This is a genomic window from Rhizobium sp. GCM10022189 (genome assembly GCF_042656325.1).
Taxonomy (GTDB): Bacteria; Pseudomonadota; Alphaproteobacteria; order Rhizobiales; family Rhizobiaceae; genus Rhizobium.
In genome coordinates this window covers 146,699-161,018 of record NZ_JBHSOR010000049.1, presented here as the reverse complement: position 1 = coordinate 161,018, position 14,320 = coordinate 146,699, and the positions used below count along the sequence as shown (strand labels likewise).

General features: G+C 64.5%; 13 protein-coding genes. 9 read left to right on the top strand and 4 right to left on the bottom strand.

What is annotated here, in order from left to right; all coding sequences use genetic code 11:
- Window positions 1-11 precede the first annotated feature (11 nt).
- The gene (locus tag ACFPWW_RS21850) at window positions 12-2,309 is read left to right on the top strand and encodes a putative bifunctional diguanylate cyclase/phosphodiesterase (RefSeq protein WP_377313206.1); all 2,298 of its coding nucleotides are present in this window, start codon (window positions 12-14) and stop codon (window positions 2,307-2,309) included.
- On the opposite strand, the gene ACFPWW_RS21845 is transcribed toward ACFPWW_RS21850, so the two are convergent.
- Window positions 2,310-3,281 carry a glycerophosphodiester phosphodiesterase family protein gene (locus tag ACFPWW_RS21845; RefSeq protein WP_377313823.1) on the bottom strand — a complete coding sequence of 324 codons (972 nt, stop codon included), beginning with the start codon at window positions 3,279-3,281 and terminating at the stop codon, window positions 2,310-2,312.
- A gap of 96 nt (window positions 3,282-3,377) precedes the next feature.
- On the opposite strand from ACFPWW_RS21845, the gene ACFPWW_RS21840 reads away from it, so the two are divergent.
- The gene (locus ACFPWW_RS21840; protein WP_377313821.1) at window positions 3,378-3,986 is read left to right on the top strand and encodes a dienelactone hydrolase family protein; all 609 of its coding nucleotides are present in this window, start codon (window positions 3,378-3,380) and stop codon (window positions 3,984-3,986) included.
- Window positions 3,987-3,991: 5 nt separating this feature from the next.
- Here ACFPWW_RS21840 and ACFPWW_RS21835 read toward each other — a convergent pair whose 3' ends face one another.
- Window positions 3,992-4,588, bottom strand: a complete 597-nt coding sequence (locus tag ACFPWW_RS21835; protein WP_377313205.1) for a DUF922 domain-containing Zn-dependent protease — start codon at window positions 4,586-4,588, stop codon at window positions 3,992-3,994.
- Between the two features lie 140 nt (window positions 4,589-4,728).
- Here ACFPWW_RS21835 and ACFPWW_RS21830 point away from each other — a divergent pair, with 140 nt between their 5' ends.
- The 5 genes from ACFPWW_RS21830 to ACFPWW_RS21810 all read left to right on the top strand — a co-directional run bounded on the left by ACFPWW_RS21830 (window position 4,729) and on the right by ACFPWW_RS21810 (window position 10,437).
- On the top strand, window positions 4,729-5,739 hold the full coding sequence (locus ACFPWW_RS21830; RefSeq protein ID WP_377313204.1) for a ligase-associated DNA damage response exonuclease: 1,011 nt from the start codon (window positions 4,729-4,731) through the stop codon (window positions 5,737-5,739).
- Between the two features lie 106 nt (window positions 5,740-5,845).
- Window positions 5,846-7,471 (top strand): cisplatin damage response ATP-dependent DNA ligase, encoded by a 1,626-nt coding sequence (locus ACFPWW_RS21825; RefSeq protein WP_377313203.1) that lies wholly within the window; start codon window positions 5,846-5,848, stop codon window positions 7,469-7,471.
- A 115-nt stretch (window positions 7,472-7,586) separates the two neighbouring features.
- Window positions 7,587-8,510, top strand: coding sequence for an alpha/beta hydrolase family protein (locus ACFPWW_RS21820; RefSeq protein WP_112568481.1), 924 nt, complete (start codon window positions 7,587-7,589; stop codon window positions 8,508-8,510).
- A 112-nt stretch (window positions 8,511-8,622) separates the two neighbouring features.
- On the top strand, window positions 8,623-9,435 hold the full coding sequence (locus ACFPWW_RS21815; RefSeq protein ID WP_377313202.1) for a L,D-transpeptidase: 813 nt from the start codon (window positions 8,623-8,625) through the stop codon (window positions 9,433-9,435).
- Between the two features lie 276 nt (window positions 9,436-9,711).
- Window positions 9,712-10,437, top strand: coding sequence for a L,D-transpeptidase (locus tag ACFPWW_RS21810; RefSeq protein ID WP_112568485.1), 726 nt, complete (start codon window positions 9,712-9,714; stop codon window positions 10,435-10,437).
- 277 nt (window positions 10,438-10,714) lie between these two features.
- Here ACFPWW_RS21810 and ACFPWW_RS21805 read toward each other — a convergent pair whose 3' ends face one another.
- Complete coding sequence (locus tag ACFPWW_RS21805) at window positions 10,715-11,677, bottom strand: LysR substrate-binding domain-containing protein (protein WP_377313201.1); 963 nt, start codon at window positions 11,675-11,677, stop codon at window positions 10,715-10,717.
- Window positions 11,678-11,800: 123 nt separating this feature from the next.
- On the opposite strand from ACFPWW_RS21805, the gene ACFPWW_RS21800 reads away from it, so the two are divergent.
- A complete protein-coding gene (locus ACFPWW_RS21800) occupies window positions 11,801-13,201 on the top strand; it encodes an MFS transporter (RefSeq protein WP_377313200.1) in 1,401 nt (466 codons plus the stop codon).
- Between the two features lie 63 nt (window positions 13,202-13,264).
- Here ACFPWW_RS21800 and ACFPWW_RS21795 read toward each other — a convergent pair whose 3' ends face one another.
- Window positions 13,265-13,741 (bottom strand): MarR family winged helix-turn-helix transcriptional regulator, encoded by a 477-nt coding sequence (locus ACFPWW_RS21795; protein ID WP_112568491.1) that lies wholly within the window; start codon window positions 13,739-13,741, stop codon window positions 13,265-13,267.
- A 128-nt stretch (window positions 13,742-13,869) separates the two neighbouring features.
- Here ACFPWW_RS21795 and ACFPWW_RS21790 point away from each other — a divergent pair, with 128 nt between their 5' ends.
- Window positions 13,870-14,292 carry an organic hydroperoxide resistance protein gene (locus ACFPWW_RS21790; RefSeq protein ID WP_007818814.1) on the top strand — a complete coding sequence of 141 codons (423 nt, stop codon included), beginning with the start codon at window positions 13,870-13,872 and terminating at the stop codon, window positions 14,290-14,292.
- Window positions 14,293-14,320: the final 28 nt, after the last annotated feature.

The window sequence follows — 14,320 nt, the reverse complement described above, 5'->3', positions numbered from 1 at the left end:
AGAACAGCGTCATGAGTGGAATAGGTGTCCGGCGTTGGCAATCTGGCGATAGTTTCACGGCCGAGACACAGCGCATCGTGGCCGCCACCGAGGCGATGATGGCGGCGACCGCCCATCACCTTTCCGAGGGCATAGAGAACCTTCGCCTCAAGGCCATCGTCCACGAGCTTCCCGATTTTCTTTACGTCAAGGATCGCGACGGCCGCTTCGTCTTTGCCAATGCCGTCATGGCGCGCAGCCACGGGCTGGAGAACGCCGCCGAGATCGCCGGCAAGCGCGATTTCGACCTGTTCGATTTTGAAACGGCCCGCCGCTATTTCGATATCGAGCAGCAGATCATGGCCGGCGGCGAACCCCGGATCGACATGGAAGAGCTCGTGCCCCTGCCGGGCGGCGGCGCCATGTACCGCCTGACCTCCAAGATACCGTTGCGCAACGACAGCGGCGAGGTCGTCGGCCTGATCGGCCTGTCCCGCGACATCACCGAGCGCAAACGGCAGGAAGAGCTCTATCGCGGCCAGGCGAACCTGCTGGAAATGATCGCCCGCAACGAACCGCTGCCGATGATCCTGGAGGCGCTGGTGCTGCTGATCGAGCGGCAGATGACCGGCATTTCCGGCTCGGTGCTGCTGCTCGACGGCGAAGGCACCCGGCTCTATCACGGCGCCGCGCCCAATCTGCCCGGCGCCTACAGCCGCATGATCGACGGCGTCGTCATCGGCCCGAACGTGGGCTCCTGCGGCACGGCGGCCTGGCGCGGCGAAACCGTCATCGTCGAGGACGTCATGGCCGATCCGCTCTGGGAGGATTTCCGGGTGATGGTCAGCCAGTTCGGCTTCCGCTCCTGCTGGTCGACGCCGATCTCCACCTCGCAGAAGAACGTGCTCGGCACGTTCGCGCTCTACTCGAAGGAGGTGCGGCGCCCGAGCGAGCACGAGACGAAGCTGGTGGCGCTCGCCACCCATATCGCCGGCATCGCCATCGAGCGCAAACGCGTCGACGACCGCATCCATTTCATGGCCCATCACGACGACCTGACGGGCCTGCCGAACCGCGCCTTCCTGAAGGAGCGCATGGCAAAGATCCTCGATCAGGCCCGCCGCAACAACCGCAAGGTGACGGTCGCCTATATCGATCTCGACAACTTCAAGGAGATCAACGACACGAGCGGCCACGCCGCCGGCGACGAGGTGCTGAAGGAAACGGCGGCCCGCATGGCGAACTGCGTGCGCGCCTCCGATATGGTCGTGCGCCTCGGCGGCGATGAATTCCTCGTCGTGCTCGTCCACCAGTCCAGCCACGATGCCGGCATCATGCGTCGCCTGCGCGAGCTGCAGAAGGCGATTTCCCGGCCGGTCCGCTCCGAGATCGGCGAGATCGCCGTCACCTCCAGCATCGGCATCGCCGCCTTCCCGCGGGATGGCGCCACGCCGGAAGAACTGCTCACCAATGCCGACCGCGCCATGTACCGTGCCAAGCAGCTCGGCCGCAACACGCTGCAATATCACGACGGCGTCGTCGGCAAGGCCGTCGACCTGCCGCTCAGCGAAGAGGAGGAGCTGCGTCAGGCGATCGTCGCCAATCAGCTTTTCCTGCTCTACCAGCCGCAGGTGGATGTCGCGACCGGCCGCATCACCGGCCTGGAAGCGCTCGTGCGCTGGAACCATCCGGCCAAGGGCATGGTTTCGCCCGCCAATTTCATCCCGCTTGCCGAAGAGACCGGGCTCATCGTGCCGCTCGGCCTCTGGGTGCTGAACGAGGCCTGCCGCCAGGCGCGGGCCTGGCAGGACATGGGCCTGACGCCGCTGACCATTGCCGTCAACGTCTCGCCCAAGCAGTTTGCCGATCCCGATTTCGCCTCGCATGTCGCCGAGGCGGTCGACCGCCACAGGCTCAATGCGCGCTGGCTGGAGCTGGAGGTGACGGAAAGCGTCATCATGCAGGATGCCGCCCGCGCCCTTGCGCTCATGTTGTCGCTGCGCGCGCTTGGCGTGCGCCTGTCGATCGACGATTTCGGCTCCGGCTATTCCTCGCTTGCCGCGCTGAAGACCTTTCCCTTCGACCGGCTGAAGATGGACCGGTCGCTGGTCGAGGCGCTGCCTGCCGACAAGACGGCCGTCGCCATCGCTTCCGCCGTCATTTCCCTTGCCCAGACGCTGAAGCTCTCGGTGCTGGCCGAAGGCGTGGAAACCGATGCGCAGCTGGAATTCCTGCGCCATGCCAGGTGCGAGGAGGCGCAGGGTTATCGTTTCTCCAGACCCGTCGCGCCGGAAGAGATCGTCGTCATGTTGCTGGCGCGGGGCGGCTGATCACTTCGCCAGACCGGCGATCGTCTCGATCTCGTTCGTCCATATGCCGCCCGAATAGTTCCGCGGCAGCCGCGCGAAGCTTTCGGCATCGTCGATACCGGTGGAAAAGCCGCCGCCGTGATAGGGACCGATGACGAAGACCTGCGTATTGGCTTCCTGCATCCGGTCGAGGAACCTGTCCGGCCAGCCCCAGAGCCAGGGCGCGTAGTTGATCGGAACCAGCATCATCGCATTCCTGCAGGCGTCGGGCAGAATGCCCGTCCAGCCGTAACCGATATAGCCGGTCAGGCAGCCCGTCAGGCTGGCGCGCGAGGCCGTGCGGATATCGGGCGCCAGGTGCCGGATGCGGTCGATCGGTTCGTTGCCGCCATAGACGATGATCCTGGCGCGCCGCTCGGCGGGAAGGCCGTTCAGCACGGCGGCGAGCTTCTCGCCCTCCGAAGGGTCGCGGCTCTTGACGTTGATGAGCAGATGTCTGTCCGGGAAGGCGGACAGGACCTCGTCGAGCGTCGGCATCTCTCCGATGCCCTTGCCGCGGAAGGGAAAGGTCTTGCCGCCATCGGCGGTATAGCCGTAGCCGATATCGAGCAGCTTCATTTCGGCCATGGAATGGTCGCGCGTGACGCCATGCCCGTCCGTGCGGCAATCGAGCGTCCAGTCGTGGAAGACGGCGAACTGCCCGTCGGTCGTCGGATGCACGTCGATCTCCACCACGTCGGCGCCGGCATCGTACCCCGCCCGCATGGAGCGGATCGTATTTTCCAGATAGTCGTGTTGCGGCGGCAGCATGCGCGCGGCCGTGCAGGTATCGTTCTTGAGGTCGGTCTCGTCGAATCGCTGGGCGATGCCGCGATGCGCCAGAAGCAGTGGCTTGCCGTCGCGATGTTCGGCCAGAAGGCTGCTATTGTTGAGATAAACCGCGGCGGCAAAGGCGAGAATTGCCATGCCTGCATATTTGAGCTTCCGTCCCATCATCCCCTCCGGTCGTGCCTCGGCAACGGCTAGAAAGCGATTCTGGTGGTTCTTTGGCTCGTTTGGGGTTTTTGTGCGGTAAATCTCGCCTTGGCGTTGTGGAAACCTTATGCTGAGCCCGCAAATCAGGAGGCAGCGATGGCGGCGATTGCACTTTTTCATTCGGTCTATGGATTTCGCTCGCTCGAGCAGGACGCGGCGGAGCGCCTTCGCGCGGCGGGCCATCAGGTCGTGACGCCCGATCTCTACGAGGGCAGGGTAGGGCGGACGATCGAGGAAGGTTTCGCCATCCGCGAGGAGATCGGCTGGATGCGGCTCTGCAAGCGCGCCGATCTGGCGATCGCCGACCTGCCGGCATCGGCCGTGCTTGGCGGCTTTTCCATGGGAGCCGGCATCGCGACCAGTCTCTGGCCGACCCGGCCGATGGCGTCGGGCATGCTCTTGCTGCACAGTATCGCGGAAATTCCGGCCAATGCGCGCGAAGGCATTCCCGTTCAGGTCCATCTTGCCGATCCCGACGATTTCGAGCCGGCGGACGAGGTGGCCGCGTGGCGTGCGCATGCGGCGAGAGCCAATATCGGCCTGGAGGTCTTCTTCTATCCCGGCGTCGGCCATCTCTACACCGATCCGTCGCTGCCGGATTACGATGCGGCGGCCGCCGAAGCCACCTGGAGCCGCGTCGATGCTTTCCTCGCCGCGCTCTGAACCGGTCAGGGGCCGTTCACCAGCTTCAGGATGAGTTGCTGGATATTGCCGCCTTCGCTCATCTCGACGCGGTCGAAATCCCGGCCGCGCTGGCGCTGCTTGTTGGAGAGTTCGCCGAGGCGCACCGTCAGCGCGGGCCTGATCTTCTTGCAGCCGGGATCGTCGGGCACGGAGAAGCCGTTGCTCAGCGCCTCGATTTCCCTGACCATCTCGATGATCGTCTCGCCGTGCCAGCGCTCGTGCGCGTGTACGCCGGCGATGAAGCTCTCCCAGCTTGCCTTTGTGGCCGCCGGCAGGTCGCCAGGCGCCTTCGGCAGCGTGTAGATGATCGTGAGCTTCGGCCTTGCCGATGTCAGCACGCAGGCGCTGCCCTGCTGTTCGTATTTGCGCGTCCAGGTCAGCTTGAAGGTCGTATGCGCGATCACCCGTCCCGGCCCGACCTGCGGCCCGCGTTCGCCGATGGAGCGGTAGAGTTCCATGCCGGTGCGGCCGGTGATCGCGTAAGCCTGCACTTCCTCGCCCGGCTGCCAGCCGGTTGCCGAGGCGGCCGCAGGCAGCGTCAGCGAAAGTGCCAGGAGTCCATATCCGATAACAGTCCGCATGCGCCTCTCATCTGCTTGCCCGCTGCAGCGCGGGCGAAGCTAGCGGGGCTCGGATCCGGATGCAATGGCAGGCCGCGCCGATAAAATCGGCGCCCGCCATCCCTCTGGCGCAAAACGCATTTCCCGCTATCTTTGCTGCCATGAGACCTGACGCGCTGCTCTATCCCGCCCCCGAAGGGCTCTATTGCCCGGAGGGCGGCTTTTATGTCGATCCGGTGCGGCCGGTGGAGCGGGCGCTGATCACCCACGGCCATTCGGATCATGCCCGTCCCGGCCACAGGAACGTGCTCGCCACCCGCCAGACGCTCGATATCATGGGCATCCGCTACGGCGACGGCTTCTCGGCCGCCCGGCAGCCGGTCGCCTTCGGGGAAGAGCTGGATATCAACGGCGTGAAGGTGAGCTTCCATCCCGCCGGCCACGTGCTCGGCTCGGCCCAGATCGCCATCGAGAAGGCCGGCACGCGCATCGTCGTATCGGGCGATTACAAGCGCCGCCCCGACCCGACCTGCGAAGCCTATGTGCCGGTGCCCTGCGATGTCTTTATCACGGAGGCCACCTTCGGCCTGCCGGTCTTCCATCATCCCGACCCGATCGCCGAGACGGGCAAGCTGCTCGCCTCGCTGCGCCAGTTCCCGGAGCGCACGCATCTGGTCGGCGCCTATGCGCTCGGCAAGGCGCAGCGCGTCATCCGCCTGTTGCGCGACAGCGGCTACAGCGAGCCGATCTATATCCACGGCGCCATGGAACGGCTCTGCGACTATTATATCGGCCAGGGCATCGATCTCGGCGAGCTTCTGCCTGCCACCGTCGAAAGCAGCGACAAGTCCGTCTTCAAGGGCGCTGTTGTCATCGGCCCGTCCTCCGCCTTTGCCGACCGCTGGGCGCGCCGTTTCAACGATCCGCTGCCCTCCTTCGCCTCCGGCTGGATGATGGTGCGCCAGCGCGCCAGGCAGCTCGGCGTCGAACTGCCGCTCGTCATTTCCGACCATTGCGACTGGCCGGAACTGACCGAGACGATCACGGAACTTGGCCCTCAGGAAGTCTGGGTGACGCATGGCCGCGAGGAGGCGCTGGTGCGCTGGTGCGAGCTGCAGGGCATCCGGGCCAGGCCGCTGCATCTGGTGGGGTATGAGGACGAGGGGGATTGAGGATGGAGCCTGTGGCTGAAAGCCCCTTCCCACGAACCGAAAAGTTTAGCGAGCGGCTGACCAAACATGTCTTCTCCCCAGCGGGGAGAAGGGCAGGAGGCTTGCCATGAAAGCCTTCGCCGACCTGCTCGACCGCCTCGTCCTCACCCCCAGCCGCAACGGCAAGCTCAAGCTCCTGGCCGATTATTTCCGCGACACGCCGGACCCCGATCGCGGCTACGGCCTTGCCGCGATTGCCGGCACGCTGGAGGTGCGCAACGTCAAGCCCGCCATGCTGCGCGAGCTGGTGCTGGAGCGCATGGACGAGGTGCTGTTCCGCTATTCCTACGACTATGTCGGCGACCTCGCCGAAACCATCTCGCTGGTCTGGGACAACGGGCGCGATATCGACCGCGCGGCATTTGCGCGGCCGCGTCTCGGCGATGTCGTCGTCCGGATGAATTCGCTTGGCCGCACGGAAGTGCGCAGCTTCGTGCGCGACCTGCTCGACCGGCTCGATTCCTCCGGCCGCTTCGCCTTCATCAAGCTTGCGACCGGGGCGCTGCGCATCGGCGTATCCGCCCGCCTTGCCAAACAGGCGCTCGCCGATCTCGGCGGCAAGGACGTGACCGAGATCGAGACCCTGTGGCACGGCCTGCAGCCGCCCTATGAATCGCTTTTCAAGTGGCTGCAGGGCGGGGCGGAAAAGCCGGTGCTGGCAACGCCCGCCATCTTCCATTCCGTCATGCTCGCCAATCCGGTGGAGGAGGGCGATCTCGATGCCCTCGACCCCGCCGATTACGCCGCCGAGTGGAAATGGGACGGCATCCGGGTCCAGCTGTCCCGTTCCGGCGAGACGCGCCGGATCTATTCCCGCTCCGGCGACGATATCTCCGGCGCCTTTCCCGATATCCTGCAATCGATCAGCTTCTCCGGCGTCATCGACGGCGAGCTTCTGGTCGGCGGCACGGCGCGTTCCAACAGCCCGACCCGCACCTTCTCCGACCTGCAGCAGCGCCTCAACCGCAAGACGGTGACGGCAAGGATGCTGGAGGAATATCCGGCGTTCATCCGCGCCTATGACATGCTCTTCGACGGCGAACGGGACGTGCGCGGCAAGAGCTATGTCGAGCGCCGCGACCGGCTCTCGGAGATTGTCGACCGCGCCCCGCACGACCGCTTCGACCTTTCGCCGCTTGTGCCTTTCTCCAACTGGGCGGAGCTCGACGATCTGCGCGCCGCCCCGCCCGATCCCGTCATCGAGGGCGTGATGATCAAGCGGCGCGACAGCATCTATCAGGCCGGCCGCGTGAAAGGGCCGTGGTTCAAGTGGAAGCGCAATCCCTACAATGTCGATGCGGTGCTGATGTATGCCCAGCGCGGCCACGGCAAGCGCTCCAGCTACTATTCGGATTTCACCTTCGGCGTCTGGGCGGAGGGAGAGGATGGCGAAGAGCTCGTGCCCGTCGGCAAGGCCTATTTCGGCTTCACCGATGCCGAGCTGGAAGTGCTGGACAAGTTCGTGCGCAACAATACGACCGAGCGTTTCGGTCCGGTCAGGGCCGTGCGCGCCGACAAGGAGTTCGGTTTCGTGGTGGAAGTCGCCTTCGAGGGAATCAACCGCTCCACCCGGCATAAATCCGGGGTCGCCATGCGCTTTCCCCGCATCGCAAGATTGCGCCCCGACAAGCCCTCCTACGAGGCCGACCGGCTGCGCACGCTCATCGCTATGATCGACGCCAAGGCGGTTTGATGACATCGGCCTGCGCAACAATGACGCAGGCCCCCCGTTTTCAACAGCATGTGTATTGGCGGTCAGCCTCTTCCGGTGCAGATTTTTTGCGCCGGGGAAATGATGGGTGCTGCGTATGAGCTCGCAAGAACGAAATGCCTTTTTCCGTCAACGCCGCGGCCTGCTTGCCGGCATGGCCGGCGCGCTTGTGCTGCCGCGGCTGGCGAACGCCTTCGATATTCCCGACGTTCCGAGGCTTGCCAGGCATGATTATGCCCATGTTCGCCGCCACTTCCGCACCAGGCTGCTGCAGAAGGGGCCGGCGCCGGACAAATACGAGCCGCTGACGGCACCCGCCGATGCCGACCGGATCTTCTATCGCTCCGGCTATGGCGGCGAGCTGGAACTGACCGCCTGGGTGTCCAAGTACAAGCGCGAGCGCAAGGCCAAGCCCGGCATCCTTTTTCTCCACGGCGGCAATGCCATGGGCATCGGCCACTGGCAGCTGATGAAGCCCTATATGGATGCCGGCTACGTCGTGATGATGCCCTCCGTGCGCGGCGAAAACGGCCAGATGGGCAATTTCTCCGGCTTCTACGACGAGGTGGACGACGTGCTGGCCGCCACCGAGCGCCTGCGCCATCTGCCGGGCGTCGATCCCGAGCGCCTTTTCATCGCCGGCCACAGCATCGGCGGCACGCTGACCATGCTGACGGCCATGAGCACGCAGCGTTTCCGGGCCGCCGTGCCGATTTCCGGCAATGCCGACGCTTTCCGCTTCTTCAGCCGCTATCCGGAAGACATCCGCTTCGACGATTCCAACGCGCACGAATTCGAGGTGCGCACCGCGCTTTGTTATGCGCACAGCTTCAAATGCCCGCTGCGCGTGTTGCATGGCACGGAAGAGTCGCACTTCAACGACCGCGCCGATCTGCTTGTCGCGCGCGCCCGCGCGGCCGGCACGCATATCGACGCGGCCACGGTTGCCGGCAACCATACCTCGGCGCTGCCGGCCGAGATCGCGCAGAGCATCCAGTTCTTCCACGGCGTGGCGGCCTGACTGCCGCCGTCCCCGGCCGGTTTGCGTCTCCGCCACCAGCCTCGCGCCAGCCGCGAATGCCATCCTGCGAGCAGATAATGCTGTCTCTGCTATCGCTGATGAGGATGGTTTCATGAATTTTCCGCGCCGGGCTTTTCCCTTTGTCGGGCTCGCGGCCGCTGCAATGACGCTCAGCGGCTGCAACATTCTCGTTCCCGATGTCGCAGCCGATTCGCCCGCGCGCTTCGTGCAGGAAATCTCGCCGGTGTTCTACGAGCCGCCGGGTGTCGACCCGCGCCGCGTCAAGCCGATCCCCGATCAGCCGGTGCCGCAGACGCGCGAACTCTACCAGACGCAGTTCCACCAGACCTACGGCCTGCCGGTCAGCAATCCGCTGAACCTCAACATGGGCATGTACGACCAGCTGAAGGACGGCGAGTTCACGCTGCCGGCCATTCCCGCCAGCCGCATCCATCCGGAATATCTGCGCCAGGAGGTCGATTACCAGACCAACGAGCGCCCCGGCACCATCGTCGTCGATACCAAGGACCGTTTCCTCTATTTCGTCGAAGGCAACGGCAAGGCGATGCGTTACGGCGTCGGCCTCGGCCGCGAGGGTTTCGCATGGAAGGGCCGCGGCGTCATCCAGTGGAAGCAGAAATGGCCGCGCTGGACGCCGCCGGTCGAAATGGTTTCCCGCCAGCCGGAGGTCCGTCCCTTCTCCGCCGAGAACGGCGGCATGAATCCGGGCCTTACCAATCCGCTCGGCGCCCGCGCCATGTATATTTTCAAGGATGGCCAGGATACGCTCTATCGCATTCACGGCACGCCCGACTGGCAATCGATCGGCAAGGCCGTCTCGTCCGGCTGCGTGCGCATGATCAATCAGGATGTGATCGACCTCTACGACCGCGTGCCGGCCAAGTCCGAGATCGTGGTGATGTAGGCCTGCAACAGAGCAGGCGAGATCGTCTGCCCGGAGCCGGACACGTCTGCGTGATGCTATGGTTTATTTAGCATAAGCCGATAGATTTTTCCTGCTGCATAATTCCTTAAATCGGAATCGCTTTAAGGATAAAATTATGCAGCAATTTAAAGTGCTACAGCGTCCTTTGCGCGTCTGAAGACGCGCGGCGCTGTAGTCGATATCGGCATTGGACGAATCAGGGTTCTGCTGCGTTTATGGCAGGCCCCGCATCACGAAGGAAATCAGTCCCGCGTTATGAGCCTCGATAAACCTCTCTCCCGTCGCAGCTTTCTCTCCTTTTCGGCTCTGACAGCGGCCTCCGCGCTGGCAGGCTGTGCCTCCACGTCGAACACGGTCGAAAATGGCGGCATGTCGATCAGCTACCGCTCGCCTTTCCGTCCGTTCCAGACGACGAGCGCGCCCGGCGAAGCAGAACTTGCCGTCATGTACGGCCCGATCGAAGACGGCGGCTTCCTCATTCCCGCCGTTCCCTACCAGCAGATCGATCCGCGCTACTATCGCCAGCAGGTCGTGGACCCGACCGGCCAGCCGCCCGGCACCATCGTCGTCGATACGCCCTCGCGCTTCCTCTATCTCGTCCAGCCCGGCGGCATGGCGATGCGCTACGGTGTTGGCATCGGCCGCGAAGGTTTCGCATGGTCGGGCAACGGCGTCATCCAGTGGAAGCAGAAATGGCCGCGCTGGAAGCCGCCGAACGAGATGGTCGCGCGTCAGCCGGAACTCGCGAAATATTCGATCGAGCGCGGCGGCATGGAGCCCGGCCTGCTGAACCCGCTCGGCGCGCGTGCGCTCTACATCTTCTCGAACAACGAAGACACGCTCTACCGCCTGCACGGCAATCCCGAATGGCGCTCCATCGGCAAGGCCGTCTCGTCGGGCTGCGTGCGCCTGCTCAACCAGGACATCATCGACCTCTACGACCGCGTCCCCAACAAAACCCCAATCGTCGTTTGGCAGTGAGGAGTGATGCCGCGCAGCGGCAACAATCGATCCAGTGAATCGATTGTAACGACGAACGCCCGAAGCGTAAGCGCAGGGCCGGGGCGGTCGGGCGTAGCCCGAGCAATCGATCCAGTGAATCGATTGCAGCAGCGAACGCCCGGAGCTTAAGCGAAGGGCTGGAGTGATGCCTGACCCGAAAGCAGATAAACCGCTCGCCAAACGGGCGGTTTATCTTATTGTGCAGGTGCTGAGCAGGACGGGGCACCCTCAACCGCCGCCAACACGCCGGCTCTCCTCAAGCCGCCTCGGCGCAAATCCCCGCCTTGCATCCCGAAGCAAGCAGTGCCTTGTCCGCCACTTCGATAAACAGCTGCCGGAACCACGCCGCCCGCTCGTCCGCCCTGTCCACCCGCCGGTACAGCATCGATACCGGATCGGCCGGCAGCACGATCGGCGGTATCGAGATTTCGAGGTTGTGAAGCTGCGCCATGCAGCGGCCGAGCGATTCCGGCACGATGGCGATCGACGGCATGGCTCTGAGCGCCGGCGGCACCGCCGAATAGCGCGGAACCGTCGCCACCACGTTGCGGCTGAGGCCCACCTTGTCGAGCGCGGCATCGACCGCCGTCGTCGCGCTGCCGACAAAGGAGATGGCGATATGCGGCGCTGCGACGAAATCCTCGATGCTGAGCGGCGGCTTCAGCTTCAACTGCTGCGGATCGTAGATAGCGATCGAGCATTGCTCGAAGAGCGGCAGGCGGACATGCCAGGAAGCCGGTTCGCCGTGAACGGAAATGCTGAATTCGTAAGCGCCGTCGTCGAGCATCTGCGCCGCATCGCGCTTGTCGGCGGCAACGCCGACCAGCCGCGCACCCGGCGCAAGCTGCCGCAGCCGGGCCGCCAGCGGGCCGAAAAAGGCGGTCTCCAGATTGTCGCACATGCCGACGCGGAATTCGCCCTGCCATGTGGACGGGTCGAAGCGGGTGGGCGGACGGATCGCCCGTTCGATGCCGGAGAGCGCATCCTCGATCGCCGGCGCGATGGCGAGCGCCCGCGCCGTCGGCTGCAGGCCGCGGCCGACGCGCACGAACAGCTCGTCGTCCAGCGCCTCGCGCAGCCGCTTGAGCGCGGCCGAAAGTCCGGGCTGGCCGAGCAGCAGCCTTTCGGCCGCGCGGCTGACGTTGCGCTCCTGCATCAGCACCGAGAAGGCGAGCAGGAGGTTCAGGTCGATTTTGCGGAGGACAGCGTCATTCATCATTATGAGTAATACCTGACATGGCTACTATCAATTTGCAATAGGGTTTGAACCTGTACATTTTCGCGTTCCCTGCCGCCCGCCAGCCTCCCGGCGAAGGCGGCAGCAAAGAAGGAACCGAGATCGATGACCAATTCCCCATCTCCGCGCGGAGCCGGCCTGGCGTTGCTGCTGCTCTGCGCCGCGAACTTCCTGGACGCCATGGATGTTTCCACCATCGGGGTCGCCCTGCCGGCCATCCAGAGCGAACTTGGTATGCCGGCAACCTCGCTTCAATGGGCCGTCAGCGCCTATGTGCTGGGTTACGGCGGATTCCTGCTGCTCGGCGGCCGTGTCGCCGATCTTTTCGGCCACCGCCGCGTCTTCCTCTGGTCGCTCGGCATCTTCGCGGCCGCCAGCATTGCCGGCGGCTTCGTCGACAGCGGCCCGACGCTGATCGCCGCCCGCCTGGTCAAGGGCATCGCCGCCGCCTTCACCGCGCCGGCGGCACTCGCCCTGCTGCTGTCCGTCTTCGGCGAGGGCGAGAAGCGGGCAAAGGCGCTCGGCGTCTTCGCCTCGACCGGGGCCACCGGCTTCGTGCTCGGCATGGTGCTCGGCGGCGCGGCCACCATCTTCAGCTGGCGGGCGACGCTCGTCATGGGCGCTCCGGTCGCGATACTGGCGCTCGCCATCGCTCCCTTCGTGCTTCCGGCGGATGAACGCCGCGACGACGGGCGCAAACATTTCGACTGGGCCGGCGCCCTGACGATCACGCCGGGTCTCCTGCTCTTCGTCTTCGGCATCACCAATGCCGCGGCCGCCGGCTGGGGTGATTTCTTCACCTGGGGCTCGCTCGTCGCCTCCCTGGTGCTGATCGCGCTGTTCCTGATCGTGGAATCGCGCCATGCCGATCCGATGGTGCCGCTGCACATCTTCCGCAGGGCAAAGCTCAGCCATGCCAATGCGATCGCCGCGCTGTTCCAGGGCGCCTATGTCGGCTTCCAGTTCATCGCCACGCTCTACTATCAGGATGTTGTCGGCTGGTCGGCCTTTGCCACCGGCTTCTGCTTCGCCTTCGGCGGCGTCTGCGTCATGTTCCTCGCGCCGCGTTTTGCCACTGTCGCGCAGAACCGCGGCACGACAGGCCTGATGGCGGTCGGCGTAGGCCTGCAGGCCACGAGCTACATTCTCTGGGTGGCGCTGGTCGGCCACATCGACCCGATCATCCTGGTTGCCCTCAACCAGATTCCGCTGGGCGTCGGTTATGCCATGACCTACCCGGCGATCCAGGTGGCGGCGCTGTCGGATGTCGAAGAGGACAAGTCCGGCCTTGCCTCCGGCCTGCTTTTCGCGTCCTTCCAGATCGGCGGCGGCATCGTGCTGGCGGCGGCATCGGCGATCTTTGCCGCGGCCCCGCATTTCGGCTGGGACCCCTATGTCGGCGGTATCGTCTTCGTGGCGCTGCTGGCGATCCTGATCACCCTGCTTGCCGCCGTCGGCCCGAAGACGGCGAGCTTGCGCCCCGCCGCCTATCAGGCAGCGGAGTAAGGGAAAACGGCCCGCGCCGGTCCGGCGCGGGCATCCTCTTCCAGCCCGTGAGGAAAGCCCGGCCTACAGGCTTCCGTTGAGATTTCCCCTGAGCCGGGTCAGCATCTCGCGCATGACGGTCATTTCCTCCAGCGTGCAGCCGATCGCCTCGCCGATCGAAGACATGATCGTATTGACCTCGCCCTTCATCGCCTGGCCTTTCGGCGTCAGCGACACGATGACCTGCCGCTCGTCGCGCGAATCGCGGGTGCGCTTGATGAGGCCGTTCTGCTCCAGCCGCTTGAGGAGAGGGGAGAGTGTGCCGGAATCGAGATCCAGCTGGTCGCCGATCGTCTTGACCGGCAATTCCGCCTTTTCCCACAGCACGAGCATCACGATATATTGCGGATAGGTGAGGCCCACCCTGTCGAGTATGGGCTTGTAGGCCCGGGTAAAGGCATGCGCCGTCGCGTAGACTGCGAAACAGAGCTGCTTGTCCAGCCGCTTTTCCTCTTCCGGTATTTCCATCACTTTCGCTGTTCTCGCTTTCATCGCTGCCATCCCTGGAGGCCCTTATTGTCCTCCTTTCGAATTCGGAATGCAATTTGCAAAATTCACTTGCGTACAACTTAATTGCGCGATATTAAAAATCCAACCCGAACGATCGGGGCCAACCAAAGGAGATTGTCATGCCTATTCTCTACACGACCAAAGCTTCCGCTACCGGTGGCCGCGCAGGCCGCGCCGTTTCTGAAAACGGTGTTCTCGACGTCACGCTCACCGTGCCGAAGGAACTCGGCGGCGACGGCGCAACCGGCACCAATCCCGAACAGCTTTTCGCAGCCGGCTACTCGGCCTGCTTCCTCGGTGCCCTGAAATTTGTGGCCGGCAAGGAAAAGGTCAAGATTCCCGAAGAAACCACCGTTTCCGCAACCGTCGGCATCGGCCCGCGTGAAGACGGCGGCGGCTTCGGCATCGAAGTCGCGCTGACGGTCAACATTCCGGGCGTCGATCGCGAAACCGCCGAAAAGCTTGCCGCAGCCGCCCACATCGTCTGCCCCTACAGCCACGCCATGCGCACCTCGACCGAAGTTCCGGTCACGGTAGCCTGATTAACCTGCAGCATCCGCCGCGAAGGGC

Bases quoted from the DNA above. Each gene is read 5' to 3' on its own strand.
- ACFPWW_RS21850 (WP_377313206.1), top strand. From the start codon at position 12: ATGAGTGGAATAGGTGTCCGGCGTTGGCAATCTGGCGATAGTTTCACG.
- ACFPWW_RS21845 (WP_377313823.1), bottom strand. From the start codon at position 3,281: ATGGGACGGAAGCTCAAATATGCAGGCATGGCAATTCTCGCCTTTGCC.
- ACFPWW_RS21835 (WP_377313205.1), bottom strand. From the start codon at position 4,588: ATGCGGACTGTTATCGGATATGGACTCCTGGCACTTTCGCTGACGCTG.
- ACFPWW_RS21830 (WP_377313204.1), top strand. From the start codon at position 4,729: ATGAGACCTGACGCGCTGCTCTATCCCGCCCCCGAAGGGCTCTATTGC.
- ACFPWW_RS21825 (WP_377313203.1), top strand. From the start codon at position 5,846: ATGAAAGCCTTCGCCGACCTGCTCGACCGCCTCGTCCTCACCCCCAGC.
- ACFPWW_RS21820 (WP_112568481.1), top strand. From the start codon at position 7,587: ATGAGCTCGCAAGAACGAAATGCCTTTTTCCGTCAACGCCGCGGCCTG.
- ACFPWW_RS21815 (WP_377313202.1), top strand. From the start codon at position 8,623: ATGAATTTTCCGCGCCGGGCTTTTCCCTTTGTCGGGCTCGCGGCCGCT.
- ACFPWW_RS21810 (WP_112568485.1), top strand. From the start codon at position 9,712: ATGAGCCTCGATAAACCTCTCTCCCGTCGCAGCTTTCTCTCCTTTTCG.
- ACFPWW_RS21805 (WP_377313201.1), bottom strand. From the start codon at position 11,677: ATGATGAATGACGCTGTCCTCCGCAAAATCGACCTGAACCTCCTGCTC.
- ACFPWW_RS21800 (WP_377313200.1), top strand. From the start codon at position 11,801: ATGACCAATTCCCCATCTCCGCGCGGAGCCGGCCTGGCGTTGCTGCTG.
- ACFPWW_RS21795 (WP_112568491.1), bottom strand. From the start codon at position 13,741: ATGGCAGCGATGAAAGCGAGAACAGCGAAAGTGATGGAAATACCGGAA.
- ACFPWW_RS21790 (WP_007818814.1), top strand. From the start codon at position 13,870: ATGCCTATTCTCTACACGACCAAAGCTTCCGCTACCGGTGGCCGCGCA.